The 14,408-nt window shown below is 70.1% G+C and carries 12 protein-coding genes; 8 read left to right on the top strand and 4 right to left on the bottom strand.

Going from position 1 to position 14,408, the window contains the following annotated elements:
• Positions 1 to 81 precede the first annotated feature (81 nt).
• Positions 82 to 639, top strand: coding sequence for a PadR family transcriptional regulator (locus CU254_RS38880; protein ID WP_037716279.1), 558 nt, complete (start codon positions 82 to 84; stop codon positions 637 to 639).
• Positions 640 to 704: 65 nt separating this feature from the next.
• Positions 705 to 1,793 carry an inositol-3-phosphate synthase gene (locus tag CU254_RS38875; protein ID WP_009085217.1) on the top strand — a complete coding sequence of 363 codons (1,089 nt, stop codon included), beginning with the start codon at positions 705 to 707 and terminating at the stop codon, positions 1,791 to 1,793.
• 74 nt (positions 1,794 to 1,867) lie between these two features.
• Here the strand turns inward: CU254_RS38875 and CU254_RS38870 are convergent, their stop codons facing one another.
• Positions 1,868 to 2,506 (bottom strand): HAD family phosphatase, encoded by a 639-nt coding sequence (locus CU254_RS38870; RefSeq protein ID WP_009085215.1) that lies wholly within the window; start codon positions 2,504 to 2,506, stop codon positions 1,868 to 1,870.
• Positions 2,507 to 2,591: 85 nt separating this feature from the next.
• Between CU254_RS38870 and CU254_RS38865 the strand changes: the two genes are divergently transcribed.
• The 6 genes from CU254_RS38865 to CU254_RS38840 all read left to right on the top strand — a co-directional run bounded on the left by CU254_RS38865 (position 2,592) and on the right by CU254_RS38840 (position 10,491).
• Positions 2,592 to 3,077: a MarR family winged helix-turn-helix transcriptional regulator gene (locus CU254_RS38865; protein ID WP_009085214.1), complete on the top strand. Its 486-nt coding sequence runs from the start codon at positions 2,592 to 2,594 to the stop codon at positions 3,075 to 3,077.
• Positions 3,074 to 4,294, top strand: coding sequence for an MFS transporter (locus CU254_RS38860; RefSeq protein ID WP_009085212.1), 1,221 nt, complete (start codon positions 3,074 to 3,076; stop codon positions 4,292 to 4,294). The genes CU254_RS38865 and CU254_RS38860 overlap by 4 nt, the downstream gene beginning before the upstream one ends.
• Before the next feature lie 160 nt (positions 4,295 to 4,454).
• Complete coding sequence (locus CU254_RS38855; RefSeq protein WP_037716276.1) at positions 4,455 to 6,536, top strand: PhoX family phosphatase; 2,082 nt, start codon at positions 4,455 to 4,457, stop codon at positions 6,534 to 6,536.
• Positions 6,537 to 6,590: 54 nt separating this feature from the next.
• Positions 6,591 to 7,991, top strand: a complete 1,401-nt coding sequence (locus CU254_RS38850; RefSeq protein WP_009085209.1) for an SdrD B-like domain-containing protein — start codon at positions 6,591 to 6,593, stop codon at positions 7,989 to 7,991.
• An 84-nt stretch (positions 7,992 to 8,075) separates the two neighbouring features.
• Entirely contained in the window at positions 8,076 to 9,761 is a 1,686-nt protein-coding gene (locus CU254_RS38845) for a hypothetical protein (RefSeq protein WP_037716274.1), read from the top strand.
• Positions 9,762 to 9,813: 52 nt separating this feature from the next.
• On the top strand, positions 9,814 to 10,491 hold the full coding sequence (locus CU254_RS38840) for an SDR family oxidoreductase (RefSeq protein ID WP_009085205.1): 678 nt from the start codon (positions 9,814 to 9,816) through the stop codon (positions 10,489 to 10,491).
• A 60-nt stretch (positions 10,492 to 10,551) separates the two neighbouring features.
• Here the strand turns inward: CU254_RS38840 and CU254_RS38835 are convergent, their stop codons facing one another.
• From CU254_RS38835 to CU254_RS38825, 3 genes are read right to left on the bottom strand one after another with little or no spacing between them, the layout of a single operon-like run.
• Positions 10,552 to 11,859, bottom strand: a complete 1,308-nt coding sequence (locus CU254_RS38835; RefSeq protein WP_009085202.1) for an amidohydrolase family protein — start codon at positions 11,857 to 11,859, stop codon at positions 10,552 to 10,554.
• A gap of 30 nt (positions 11,860 to 11,889) precedes the next feature.
• Positions 11,890 to 12,543, bottom strand: coding sequence for a response regulator transcription factor (locus tag CU254_RS38830; protein ID WP_037716271.1), 654 nt, complete (start codon positions 12,541 to 12,543; stop codon positions 11,890 to 11,892).
• The gene (locus CU254_RS38825; RefSeq protein WP_009085199.1) at positions 12,540 to 14,342 is read right to left on the bottom strand and encodes a sensor histidine kinase; all 1,803 of its coding nucleotides are present in this window, start codon (positions 14,340 to 14,342) and stop codon (positions 12,540 to 12,542) included. The genes CU254_RS38830 and CU254_RS38825 overlap by 4 nt, the downstream gene beginning before the upstream one ends.
• Positions 14,343 to 14,408 lie beyond the last annotated feature (66 nt).

The raw sequence follows: 14,408 nt of genomic DNA, 5'->3' as shown, positions 1-14,408 counted from the left end.
TACTCGCCGAGTAGGTTGGCTGAGCCGGCCCCGGGTGATCAACGAGGCCGGCCGCGGCGTATTCCCGGAATGGGGTGTGGTGTGCTCGAACTCGCGATCCTCGGATTGCTGCACGAGGCGCCCATGCACGGGTACGTGCTGCGCAAACGTTTGCACGAGACGCTCGGGATGTTCCGGACGTTCTCGTACGGCTCGCTGTATCCGACCTTGCGCCGGCTGCTGCGGGCCGGTTACCTCGTCGAGGAGTTCGACGAGGCGGACGACCGGGCGTGGTCCCGGCGCGGCCGCCGCGTCTACAAGCTCACCGCCGAGGGCAAGGAACGCTTCGCCGAACTGCTCGGCGACGCGGGACCGCAGACGTGGGACGACGAGGGATTCGGCGTCCACCTGGCGTTCTTCTCGCGGACACCGGCCGACGTCAGGATGCGCATCCTGGAAGGCCGCCGCCGCCGCGTCGAGGAGCGGCGCGAAGGGTTGCGGGACGCGCTGGCCAGGGCCGAGGAGAAGATCGACCGCTACACCCGCGAGCTGCACCGGCTGGGGCTGGAGTCGAGCGAGCGGGAGGTGCGCTGGCTCAACGAGCTGATCGCGCACGAACAAGCCGAGCAGCGCGGCCCGGAGCAGCCGGGACCGAGTTGAGCGGCGGCCGCAACGGGGCGGCAGACCTGCAGATGCAAGTGAATGAGATTGAAGGAGAAACCGGCATGGGCGAGAACCGCCGCGTTCGGGTGGCCATCGTGGGCGTCGGCAACTGCGCCTCGTCGCTGGTCCAGGGCGTGCAGTACTACCGCGACGCGGATCCCGGCACGCGCGTCCCCGGTTTGATGCACGTCCAGTTCGGCGAGTACCACGTGCGCGACGTCGAGTTCGTCGCCGCGTTCGACGTCGACGCGAAGAAGGTCGGCCACGATCTCTCGGAGGCGATCTCCGCCAGCGAGAACAACACGATCAAGATCGCCGACGTGCCGCCGCTCGGCGTCACCGTCCAGCGCGGGCACACCTACGACGGCCTCGGCCGGTTCTACCGCGAGACCATCGAGGAGTCCGACGAGGCCCCGGTCGACGTGGTCGCCGCGCTGCGCGCCGCACAGGTCGACGTGCTCGTCTCCTACCTTCCCGTCGGGTCCGAAGAGGCCGACAAGTTCTACGCGCAGGCCGCGATCGACGCGGGCGTCGCGTTCGTCAACGCGCTGCCGGTGTTCATCGCGTCCGACCCGGAGTGGGCGAAGAAGTTCGAGGACGCGGGCGTCCCGATCGTCGGCGACGACATCAAGTCCCAGGTCGGCGCCACCATCACGCACCGCGTGCTGGCGAAGCTGTTCGAGGACCGCGGCGTACAGCTCGACCGCACGATGCAGCTCAACGTGGGCGGGAACATGGACTTCCTGAACATGAAGGAGCTGGAGCGGCTCGAGTCGAAGAAGATCTCGAAGACCCAGTCGGTCACGTCGCAGGTCGACCGCGAGCTCGGCAAGGGCAACGTCCACATCGGACCGTCGGACTACGTGCAGTGGCTCGACGACCGCAAGTGGGCCTACGTCCGCCTCGAGGGCCGTGCGTTCGGCGACGTGCCGCTGAACCTGGAGTACAAGCTCGAGGTGTGGGACTCCCCCAACTCGGCGGGCATCATCATCGACGCGGTGCGCGCGGCGAAGATCGCCAAGGACCGCGGCATCGGCGGCCCGATCCTGTCCGCGTCGTCCTACTTCATGAAGTCGCCGCCGGAACAGTACGACGACTCGACCGCCCGCGACGCGGTCGACGCCTTCATCCGCGGCGAAGTGGAGCGCTGAGCCGCCGGTTGACTGTCCGTGAGGGGAATCCCGGGGGATCCGGGGTTCCCCTCACGGCTTTGTCCTGAGCCGCGTCACTCCCTGAGCGCGGCCGGAAGCGCCGCCAAATCAGGCAGCACCCTCGCCTCCCGCAGCACCTCCGGGTCCGGCGGGAAGTGCGGGTTCGGCACCGCGAACACCGTCATGTCGGCCGCGAACGCCGCGCGCAGGCCGTTCGTCGAGTCCTCCACCGCGGCGCAGCGGGAGGCCTCGACGCCCAGCAGCATCGCCGCGCGCAGGTAGACGTCCGGTTCGGGCTTGCCCGCGGCCACTTCCTCGCTCGACACGGCCACCGGGACCAGCGACGTCAGGTCGCACGCGGTCAGGAACGAGTGGATCAGCACCGGCGGCGACGAGCTGGCGATCGCCACCGGCCAGTGCCGGGCGATCTCGCGGACGACCTGGTCCGCGCCGTCGATCACCGGCGGGCGGTCGGCGTAGCGGGCGGCCATTTCGTCGATCACCGTGCGCGCGATCTCGTCCGGCGTGAGCTGCGCGCCCAGCGTTTCCACCAGGTAGCGCGCCCATTCCGGCGTGCTCATCCCCTGTTGCGCGCGGGTCGCCTCGGGCCGCCAGGTCCCGCCGTGTTCGGCGACTACCGCTCGGCGCACCTCGTCCCACGTCGTCTCGGAGTCCACCAGTACGCCGTCGAGGTCGAAGATCACCGCATCCACCGGTCCAGCCTAGGGGTCCTGGACTGGACCACCTTGTGAGCCGAATTACTTCGCTACCCTAACTAATTTTTGTTAGCCTAGCTAAGTGACTTCCTCGACGGGCGATTTGGCGCAGCGGCTGCGGCCGGTGGTCTTCCGGCTGTACTACCTGGTGCGCCGCGAATCCGCGCAGCTGCTGACCCTGACCCAGGGATCGGTGCTGTCGGAGCTGGTCGGCCGCGGGCCGAGCCGGATGAGCCGGCTCTCCCGACTTGAGCGCGTGCGGATGCCGTCGATGACCGACGTCGTGCGCAGGCTCGAACGGCTCGGCATGGTGACCCGCCGACCCGATCCCGACGACGGGCGCGCCGTGCTCGTGGAGGCCACTCCGGAAGGCGAGCGGTTCTACGCCGAGATGATCGCGGGCCGGGAGGCGGAGCTGCGGGCGCGGCTCGGCCGCCTCGACCCGGCCGAGCGCGCCGCCATCGACGCCGCGCTTCCCGCGCTCACCAAGCTGATCGCCGACTTCCACCGCGACGACCCCGCCGCGGAACTCGCCGCAATTTCTGAAGGAGGAACTGATCCGCGATGAGCGCTGAGCACCACTCGAGCCTGCTGGACGCGGTCAAGGGCCAGCCCAAACAGGTGTGGATCACCGCGTTCGCCGCGGTCATCGCGTTCATGGGCATCGGCCTCGTCGACCCGATCCTGCTGTCCATCGCCAAGGGCCTGAACGCTTCGCCGTCCCAGGTCACGCTGCTGTTCACGTCGTATCTCGGCGTGCAGGTGATCGCGATGCTCTTCACCGGCGCGATGTCCGCCCGGTTCGGGGCCAAGCGGACCGTGCTCGTCGGGCTGACCCTGATCGTCGCCGCGACCGCGCTGTGCGCCGCGGCCGGTTCGATCGAACAGCTCGTCGGCCTGCGTGCGGTGTGGGGACTGGGCAACGCCTTCTTCATCGCCACCGCGTTGTCGGTGATCGTCGGCGCGGCGACCGGTGGCCAATCCGGCGCGATCCTGCTTTACGAGGCCGCGCTAGGCGTCGGGCTCGCCGTCGGTCCGCTGCTCGGCGCGCTGCTGGGCACGATCTCGTGGCGCGGCCCGTTCCTCGGCACCGCGGTGCTGATGGTCGCCGCCCTGCTGCTCTGCTCGATCTTCCTGACCAGCGATTCGCGGCAGAAGCGCGATCCGGTCAAACTGCTCGACCCGATCCGCGCGCTCAAGCACCCCGGCCTGCTCCGGACGTCGATCGCCTCGGCGCTCTACACCGCCGCGTTCTTCGCGGTGCTCGCCTGGTCCCCGTTCGTGCTCGGCTGGAACGCCATCGCGGTCGGCCTGATCTTCTGCGGCTGGGGCCTCTGTGTGGCGATCGCCGGCGTGGTGCTCGCGCCGAAGATGGCCGCGAAGTTCGGCGAACGGCACGCCGCCGCGCTGGCGGTGACCGGGTACACGGTGCTGATGCTGGTGCTGGCCATCCCGAGCAAGCCGGTGGTGGTCGTCGGGATCGTCGTGTCCGGGCTGGTTTCCGGACTGCTGAACACGCTCTTCACCGGCACCGCGATGTCGATCAGCGACGCGCCGCGGCCGGTCGCGAGTGCCGGGTACAACTTCTGCCGCTGGTTCGGCGGCGCGGTCGCGGCCACGCTCGTCGGCCACCTCGCCGAGTGGATGGGCTGGGAGCAGGGTCCGTTCCTGATCGCCGCCGTGCTCTGCGTGATCGCCGCCGTGCTGCTCTCGCAGCGCGAGAAGAAGGCCGACCCGCACACCGTGCCGAGGGAGGCCGCGCTCGTCGGCGACGAGGAGTTCTGACCGCTTCGGCCACTCACCGCGATCGCCCCCGGACTGCCTGTTCGGGGGCGATCGTCGTCTTTGGGGGAATACATCCGCTGTTAACCTTTTAGTCCGATTCAGGGGGTTTTCGCCGCATACGGTCGCCGGGTTCCCACCGAGAAGCGACCCTGGAGGCCCCGTGTCCCTGGAGCCTGGACGACTGCTGCCCCTGTTCACCGCGCATTCCGGCGGCCGATCCCCGATCACCTGCGAATACCGCTGCGGCAACGCGTGCGCGCACGAGGCCCCGAACCCGACCGGCAACGAGTACTTCGGCGACATCGCCAAGGGCGTCTCGCGGCGCGGCGTGTTCAAGGCCGGCGCGGTGATGGCCGCGGCCGCGGGCGGGTTCGCCGCGCTGTCCGGCACCGCCGCGGCTGCCCCTCCGGCCCAGGCCCCTGCTCCGCTGGCGAAGGGCCGCGCCGTGCCCGGCACCGACTTCACGCCGGTGCCGCCGAACAAACTCGACGCCGTCAGCATCCCCGACGGGTACGCCCAGCACGTGGTGATCCGCTGGGGCGACCCGGTGGTCCCCGGCGCGCCGAAGTTCGATTTCCGCAAGCAGACCGCGGCCGCGCAGGCCAAGCAGTTCGGCTACAACAACGACTTCGTCGGCCTGATCCCGCAGGATCCGCTCGGCCTGCGCAATCTGCTGGTGGTCAACCACGAGTACACCACCGAGGTGCACCTCTTCCCGGCCGATCAGTACGACCCGGCCAATCCCACCGAGGAACAGGTGAAAATCGCCTGGGCGGCACACGGTTTGTCGGTGCTGCAGACCCTGCGCGACCCGATCGGCGGCGCGCTGCGCACGGTGCCCAGCCCGCTGAACCGGCGGATCACGCTCGACACGATTTTCGAGGTGCGCGGTCCGGCGGCCGGTTCGAAGTACCTCAAGACGTCGGCCGATCCGTCCGGCAAGCGCGTGCGCGGCACGCAGAACAACTGCTCCGGCGGCGTCACGCCGTGGGGCACCGTGCTGTCCGGCGAGGAGAACTTCCACCAGTACTTCGCCCACGCGGACAAGGTTTCCGATCCGACCGAGGCCGCGCGGCTCAAGCGGTACGCGGTCGGCACCGGCGAGAGCACGCGCAAATGGGAGCGCTTCGACAAGCGCTGGGACGTTTCGCGCGAGCCCAACGAGCCCAACCGGTTCGGCTGGGTCGTGGAAATCGATCCGAACGACCCGAATTCCACGCCGGTGAAGCACACCGCCCTCGGCCGGTTCAAGCACGAGGCGGCGAACGTCAAGATCACCGCGGACGGCCGGGTCGCGGTATACTCCGGCGACGACGAGCGGTTCGAGTACATCTACAAATTCGTCTCGAAGGGCAAGTACAAGAAGGGGAACTCCGCGCTCGCCCGGCGGCACAATTCGGCGCTGCTGGACGAGGGAACCCTCTACGTCGCCAAGTTCTCCGGCAACAGCCCGGGCGAGATCGACGGTTCCGGCAAGCTGCCCGCCGACGGCGAGTTCGACGGCACCGGCGAGTGGATTCCCCTTGCCAGCGGCGACAAGTCCTTTGTGGACGGATTCACCGCGGAGGAGGTCTACGTGTTCACCCGGCAGGCCGCCGACCGCGCCGGAGCGACCAAAATGGACCGTCCGGAGGACATCGAGCCGAACCCGGTCAACGGCCGGATCTACGCCGCGCTCACCAACAACTCCGACCGCGGCGCGGCGGGCAAGGCGGCCCCGGACGAGGCGAACCCGCGCACCCGCAACAAAAACGGGCACATCCTCGAATGGGACGAGGACCGCGGCGACGCCGCCTCGACCCGGTTCTCCTGGCGGCTGCTCCTCGTCTGCGGCGACCCGGCCACGGCCGACACCTACTTCGGCGGCTTCCCGAAGGACCAGGTCAGCCCCATCTCGTGCCCGGACAACGTGGCCTTCGACCCGCACGGCAACCTGTGGATCTCCACCGACGGCAACACCCTCGGCGCGAACGACGGCCTCTTCTCGGTTCCGGTCACCGGACCCGAGCGCGGGCACGTGAAGCAGTTCCTGTCCGTGCCGGTCGGCGCCGAGACGTGCGGTCCGGTCGTCACCGAAAACCTCGTGCTGGTCGCGGTGCAGCACCCCGGCGAGGACGCGCCGAGTTCGGCGAACCCGACCTCGCACTGGCCGGACGGCGGCAGCTCCCAGCCGCGGCCGGCGATCGTGTCGGTGTGGAAGAAGGGCGCCTTCGGATTGCCCGGCCGGATCGGCCGCCGGTAACACTTTGGGGTGTTTCTTACCGCCGATCGGGCTTCCTGGGTCTAGCTTCACCGCGTGAGGCGGGCAAGGAAAGTCGCGATCGGACGCACGGCGGGCGCGGCGGCGGGCACTGCGATGCTGGTCGGCGCGCTCGCCGTCGTCACTCCCGGGTCGGCTCCCGCGCAGGGGGCTCCGGAGTGCGGCGGCATCGCGGCCAACCCGAGCGTGGAGGACGCCGGTTCGCCCGGCGGAGCGCCGCGCGGGTACCTGTTCATCCCCGCCGCACCGGTTCCGCGCAGCACCCCGCCGGACCGGGTGCCGAAGCTGCTCACCAGCACCGCGCACGCGGTCGACGGGCGGGTCAACGCCCAGATCCAGACGCCGGACGGCCGTGTCAGCTCGGCTGCCCAGCAGGTGAAAGCGGTGCCCGGCGGGCAATACTCGCTGTCGGTGTGGTCGGCGACGGCGCAATCCGGCCTCGGTGCGCGCGCGAGCGCGACCACCGGGCTGCGCTTCGCCGACCGCGCCGGTCGCGTGCTGGTGGAGAAACCGCTTCCGGTGACGCACGACGTCGCGTCCGACGGCAGGCTCGCGCGGCAGGAACTGCCGCCGTTCACCGCGCCGGACGACACCGCGGCGGTCTCGTTTTTCGCCAGCACCAACCACAACTGGGTGCTGTGGGACTGCGTGCACGTGGCGCTCGCCGCGTTCGCGGTGAAGATGGAGGTGCGGAATCCGGCGGACGGAACGTGGGGCCCGTCGGCTGCCATCCCGGCCGGCGACGCCGCGCACTTCCGCATCTCCGTCTCCAACACCGGCTCCGAGCCGCTCACCGGGGTCCTCGTGAAGGACCCGTGGTGCACCGGGCTCCCCGGCGCGTTCGACCTCGCCGCGAACGCGTCGCGCGAAGTCACCTGCGACCACCCGAACCTCACCGAGGACGACAACGGGCACGTCAACACCGCGAAGGTCACCGGCACCGGTCCGGGCGGGCCGCTCGCCGAGCAGAAGGCGAGCGTGACGGTCACCGTCACGCCGCAGCCCGCGGTCGGCAAGATCGGCGACCGCGCGTGGAAAGACCTGAACCGCAACGGCATGCAGGACGACGACGAACCCGGCTTCCCGGATCTTCCGGTCACGCTCAAGGACGGCGCGGGCGGCACCGTCGCCACCACGCGCACGAACGCCGACGGCAGCTACCTGTTCGACCAGCGCAAGGACGGCACCTACCAGGTGTGCTTCGACATCTCGAAGCTGCCGGACGGCCTCACCGTCACCCAGCGCGGCGCGGGGGCGCCCGGTTTGGACTCGGCGGTCGACCCGGCGACCGGCTGCACCTCGCCGTTCACCCTCGGCGGCAAGGACCGCGAGCGGATGGACCTGGACATCGGCCTCGCCCCGCCCCCGCCGACCGTTCCGCCCGCGCCGAGCGGGCCTCCCGCGCCGACGGCGTCGGCTGCGTCACCTTCGCGGTAGCGGCTCCCCGACCGCCGAGCGTCGCCGTCAGGCGGATGCGAGACTGTGGCGGCACACCATGTCTCGGGGAGGTCTGGACCAATCATGACCGCGGCCGCCGACGCGCTGCCGGACGATCCGCTCCCGTGGCACCGCCGCCCGACGACCTGGACGTGGGCCGCCACCGGGGCGGTCCTCGTGCTGTACGCGGTGCTCGCCTGGCAACGCCGGTGGATGAGCGACGACGGACTGCTCGTGCTGCGCACCGTCCGGCAGATCCTCGCCGGGAACGGCCCGGTGTTCAACGTCGGCGAGCGTGTCGAGGCGAGCACGAGTCCGTTGTGGACCTGGCTGCTGGCCGGGGCCGGCACGATCCCCGGACCGCCGCTCGAATGGATCGCGGTGCTCACCGGCCTGCTGTGCGCGGTCGGCGGCTTGTTCTTCGGTTTGGACGGCGCCCGTCGCCTCTACGCCGGACCAGTGGCTCCCGCCGGGGCACTGGTGGTGTGCGCGCTCCCGCCGTTCCGCGACTTCGCGACCTCCGGCCTGGAAACCGGCCTGGTGCTGCTGTGGCTGGGGCTGAGCTGGTGGCTTCTCGTGCGCGGCACAGCGCCGATCGCCACCGCGATCGTGCTCGGGCTCGGCCCGCTCGTCCGACCGGACCTGGCGTTGTTCAGCGTGGTCGGCTTCGTCGCTCTCGTGCTGCTGCGCCGTCCGCGATGGCTTGCCGCACTGGGCTGGCTCGGCGCGGGAATCGCGATTCCGGTGGCCTACCAGGTGTTTCGGATGGGCTACTACGGACTGCTCACGCCGAACACCGCGCTCGCGAAGGAAGCGGCCAACAGCGACTGGCCGCGCGGCTTCGCGTATCTGACTGATCTCATCAGCCCGTACCTGCTGTGGATCCCGTTGCTGCTGCTCGTCATTGCCGCGGTCCTGGTGCGCCGGTCGCGCCTCTTGTTGCTGACGTCGTTGGTGAGCGGGGTTTTGCTCGCGCTGTACGTCGTGCGCGTCGGCGGCGATTTCATGCACGGCCGGATGCTGCTGCCCGCGTTGTTCGTGCTGCTGCTTCCGGTCATGGCGATCCCGTTGACCCGCAAGACAATCGCGTGCCTCGCGGGAGTCGCCGCCTGGTCCGTGATCGCGAGCGGCTGGCTGCGCGTGCCGTACGAAGGCACGCATCTGGCAGTGAGCGTCACCGACGAACGCGGCTACTGGTCCTGGGCGACCGGGCACGAATACCCAGTGCTGGCAACGGATTACCTCGGCCAGGACGTCATCCGCCACGCCGTCGACGCGGTCCAAGCGACGACGCGACCGGCCGTGCTCGTCTACAGCTACGGCGACGTGAAGCAGTGGTTCCGCTTCCCGACCAACCGGCCGTACGTGACCATGGCGGCCGACAGCATGGGCGCGATCAGCAACATCGTGTCCCTGGACGTCCGCATCCACGACGGTTACGGCCTGGCCAGCGATCTGGCCTCGCACTCGTCGTCCATCGCCGGCGGTCGCCCCGGACACTCGAAGTGGCTGGTCGCGGCCTGGGAGATCGCCGAAGCCGGATACGGCGACTACGCCACCGACGGCGAGATCCGGATGTTCCAGCCCGCCGAGATCGACGCCGCCCGCGCCGCACTGCGCTGTCCGGACGTGCAGAACGTGCTGGCCTCCACCCGCGAACCGCTCACTTGGAGTCGCTTTATCGACAATTTCACCGGCTCGGTGCACCGCACGGAAATCCGCTACCCGCGCGACCCGTGGGCAGCCGCCCAGTGCGCCCCGGCGAAGTGATCGACGACTCCCCGAACTGGCGAATCGGCGCCGGACGCCTACCGTGGCCGGTATGACCGACCTCCCGCTCGCCCTGATCACCGGTGCCTCGCGGGGCATCGGCGCGGCAATCGCGCACCAGCTCTCCCCGACGCACCGTCTCCTCCTGGGCGGCCGCGACACCGACGCACTGGCGAAGGTGGCCGAGGAACTGCCCGGCGCGCGGCCTTGGCCGGTCGACCTCACCGACGCGGCTTCGCTGGAAGCCGCGGCCAGCAAGATCGACCGGCTGGACGTGCTGGTCCACTCCGCGGGGACCGGCAAAATCGGCGCCGTCGCCGACTCCCCGGCCTCCGTGTGGCGCACGAACCTCGAGGTGAACGTCATCGCGGTCGCCGAACTGACCCGCCTGCTGCTGCCCGCGCTGCGCAACGCGAACGGCCACGTCGTCGTGATCAACTCCGGTGCCGGGTATACCGCCCGTCCGGGCTGGGGTCCTTACGCGGCAAGCAAATTCGCCGCCCGCGCCTTCACCGACTCACTGCGCGCCGAGGAACCAGACCTGCGGGTGACCTCGATCTTCCCCGGCCGCACCGACACCGACATGCAGCGCCAGGTCCGCGTCCAGGAAGGCGGCAGCTACGACGTCGACAAGTACCTGCGCCCGGACTCGGTGGCCACGGCCGTCCTCACCGCGGTCACCGCCACCCCGGAAGCCCACTTCACCGAGATCCAGGTCCGTCCTCGCTGAGGTCCGTGAAGGACTCCTTGAGGGAATCAGATTCCCCCAAGGAGTCCTTCACGGACAGCGTCAGGCCCGCAGCCGGGCGGCGGTGTCGGCCACCGTCGCCTGGATCTCGCGGCGGTCGACCCGCGTCGGCTCCGCGTCCGCGACGACCTGCTCGCCCGCGACCCACACGTCCCGCACTCGCCGGGACCCGGCCGCCCACACGAGGTTCGCCAGCAACTGCTCGTCCGGCACGTCCAGGCCGGTCGCGAACGCCGGGTCGTCGAGGTCGACGTGCACGAGGTCAGCCCAGCGGCCCGCCTCCAGGACGCCGAGGTCGTGGCGACCGAGCGCTTCGGCGCCGCCGCGGGTGGCCATCAGGAACACGTCCTTCGCGGTGACCACGGTGGAATCGTCGTTGGCCAGCCGGGCCAGCATCGCCGTCAGCTGCAGCTCTTCCCAGAGGTCGATGTCGTCGTTGGACGCCGGACCGTCGGTGCCGAGCCCGATCGCGACCCCGGCCGCGCGCAAGTCCTTGATCCGCGCGATGCCGGAAGCCAGCTTCGCGTTGGACCCGGGGCAATGCGCCATCCCCACTCCGCGAGCGGCGAAGATCGCGATGTCCTCGTCCGACAAATGCACCGAATGCGCGGCAAGGGTGCGCCCGTTGAACATTCCCAGCGAATCCAGCAGCCGAGGCACGGATCCGTACTCCTTGCGCTGCTCCAGATCCTCGGCGGCGGCCTCCGCGACGTGAATCTGCACCAACGCGCCCCGGGCAGCGGCGGATTCCGCGGTCGCCCGCAGCCCGTCCGGGTTCAGCATGTACGCGGAATGCGGCCCGTATCCCAGCTCGATCCGTTCCCCGGGGCCGAAGCGCAGCCCGTCGGCGTCGATCCACCGGTCGATCGCGGCCAGCGTTTCCCGCCAATCCAGCCCGGGCAGTTCGATCACCGGCGGTGCGACGAGCACCCGGCCGCCGGTCGTGAGCACCGCGTCGACGAGCTGTTCGCCCTCGAAATACATTTCCGCGCTGGTCGTCACGCCGTGCCGGAGCATTTCGACCGACCCGAGCAGCATGCCGGTGCGCACGTCGGCCGGCTTCAGCTTCGCCTCGGTCGGCCAGATGATCTCGCGCAGCCAGCGCAGCAGCGGCAGGTCGCCGCCCATGCCGCGCAGCAGCGTCATCGGACTGTGCGCGTGCGAGTTCACCAAGCCGGGCAACAGGATTCCGGTCAGCCGGGTCTCCTCGCCGGCGAACTCCGGAGCGTCCGAAGCCGGTCCGACGAACGAAATCCGGCCTTCGTCGTCGACGTCCACGACGGCGTCGCGGAGCAGCGAGCAGGACGGGTCGGCGGGCAGGACAACCGGGGCATGGAAGCGACGCGACATAACGAGATAGTACGGGCGTCCCAGTAGCCGTTAATCCACTACGCCGCTACGCCAGGCCCAAGCTGCGATTTCCACTCGGTTACGCGCGCCGACTTTGCCCTGCACGGAAGCCAAATGCGTCTTGACCGTCGACAGCGACAGGAACAGCTCCGCGCCGATCTCGGTGTTGGTGAGTCCGCGGGCGGCGGCCTTCACCACGTCCAGTTCGCGCGCGGTCAACGGCTCCGACGGCGCCGGGGCCTCGCGCTTGGCGGTGTTCCCGCCGTCGAAGTGCTTCAGCAGCCGCACGGTGATCTGCGGCGACACCAGCGCGTCGCCGCGATCGGCCGCGCGCACCGCCTCGATCAGCAGCGCGGGCCCGGCGTCCTTGAGCAGGAAGCCGCTCGCCCCGTTGCGCAGCGCGGTGTGCACGTATTCGTCGAGGTCGAAGGTGGTGACCACGACGACCTTCAGCGGGTCGGCGACGTCCGGACCGGCCAGCTGACGGGTGACCTCCAGCCCGTCCAGGCCCGGCATGCGGATGTCCAGCAGGCAGACGTCCGGGCGCAGTTCGCGCGCCTTCGAGACCGCGGAGATGCCGTCCGGCACGTCCGCGACCACCTCGATGTCATCCTGCGCGTCCAGGATCATGCGGAAGCCCATCCGCACCATTTCCTGGTCGTCCGCGATCAGTACCCGGATCACCCGTCTGTCTCCCCGTTCGCCTCGAGCGGCAGCCACGCCTCGACCCGCCAGCCGCCGTCCGGCTCGCGGCCTGCCGAAAGCCTGCCGTGCAGCAGCGCGACGCGTTCGCGCATGCCGACCAGACCGTATCCGCCCGACCCGCCCGCCGGGCGGTGACTCTGCCCGCTGCCGTTGTCGGTCACCCGCAAGTGCAGTTCGCCGTCGGCGACCTCGGCCACCACGATCGCCTCGGTGGCGTCCGAGGCGTGCTTGCCGACGTTGGTGAGCGACTCCTGGATCAGCCGCAGCGCGGACCGGCCGACCTCGTGCGGCAGGTCCGCCGGCAGGTCGAGCCGCAACTGCGTCGGGATGCCGTGGTTGCCGGCTTCGACGAGCCGGTGCAGGTCAGCGGCCAGATCGGTGGTCGCCTGCTCGTTGAACTCGCCCGAACCGGCCTGTGCGTCGCCGCGCATGCTGCGGACCAGACGGCGCATCGCGGCCAGCGCCTCGACGCCCGCGTTCTCGATCCGGCCCATCGCCTCCAGCGCGAGTTCCGGGTTCTTCTCCCCCATCATCCGCGCGGCCTGCGCCTGCACGACGATGCCGGTCACGTGGTGCGCGACCACGTCGTGCAGCTCCCTGGCCAGCGCCATCCGCTCGGCCGTCTGCGCGTCGGTGACCGCGGATTTCACCACCTGCGCGCGTTCGGAATCGCGCGAGCGCAGGTAGAGGCCGATCGCGATGGCGATGCCGAGCAGCAGGACCGCGACGGTGGCGAGCAGCCCGAGCGTCGCCGGGTCGGTGAGCAGGCGGCCGGTGCGGTACGGGCCGAAGTTCAGGATCGTGCCGATCGCGACCACGCCGGACAGCACCGCGATCCGCGGCCACGCCCGGACCAGCGGCACCGCCCGCACGACGTTCACGACCACGCCGAAGGCGGCCACGATCTGGGTCGGCGGGATGCCGCCGAGCAGCTGGTAGCTGTGGCTGGGATGCAGGAACGGCGTCGCGAGCGCGGACAGCAGGAGGAGCCCGGCCACCACCAGGATCGAATCCCGCGGCCGGCGCGGCGAGAGCGCGGTCACCGCGGCGGCGCCGATCGAACAGGCCAGCAGCGGGAAACCGCGGCTGCCGCTTTCGTAGGTGTAGCCGAATTCGATCAGCACGCCGACGCTGAGCATGCCGATCAACGGCCACTGGCCGCGCACCAATTCGGTGAACCGGTGCATGTTGCGCAAGCGTTCCGCCGTCGCCGGGTCGCGCTCGCGGCGCGGGCGGCCGACCGCGCCGGTGATCACCGTCCCGACGAGGAACAGGAACCCGAACAGCAAGGTCTGCGCGATGCTGCTGCTCGACAGGTCTCGGTAGCCGCCGCGGCCGAAAGCCGCGGTGAGCGCGCCCATCACCAGCGCGCTGATCACCGCGAAGGCGACCCCGGGACGGGCCCGGCGGGCGAGGAAATAGACCATCTCGATCCCGGCGACGAACTCGGTGACGGTCAGGTTCGCCAGCACGCTGGAGTACGTCGGGATGCCGAGATAGCGGATGACGAAGGTGCAGAACATCAGCGTCAACGCGCCGAATACGCCGGCCACCGCCGCGCGTTTGCGGGCCCAGAACGCGCACGCCGCCATCGCGAAAATGCCCGGGAACAGGCCGAGGTCGACGAATCGCGGGCCGAAGTCATCGAGTGCCGCGTCGGTCACGAACACGAGGTCGAACGCCAGCGCGCCGAACAACACGAGCACGGACATGTCGAGGCGGCGGGCGAGTTCGGTCGCCCGCGCGGCAAGCGTTTTCGACGGCGGGGTGTGCGGCACACCGTGACGGTAGATGATTCGCCCCCGCGCGCACCTTGGCCACGTGGTTCGTCGGCATCGGCCGAT

The organism is Amycolatopsis sp. AA4, assembly GCF_002796545.1.
In the GTDB taxonomy this organism is placed as follows: Bacteria; Actinomycetota; Actinomycetes; order Mycobacteriales; family Pseudonocardiaceae; genus Amycolatopsis.
This window is presented reverse-complemented; position numbering and strand designations above follow the sequence as displayed.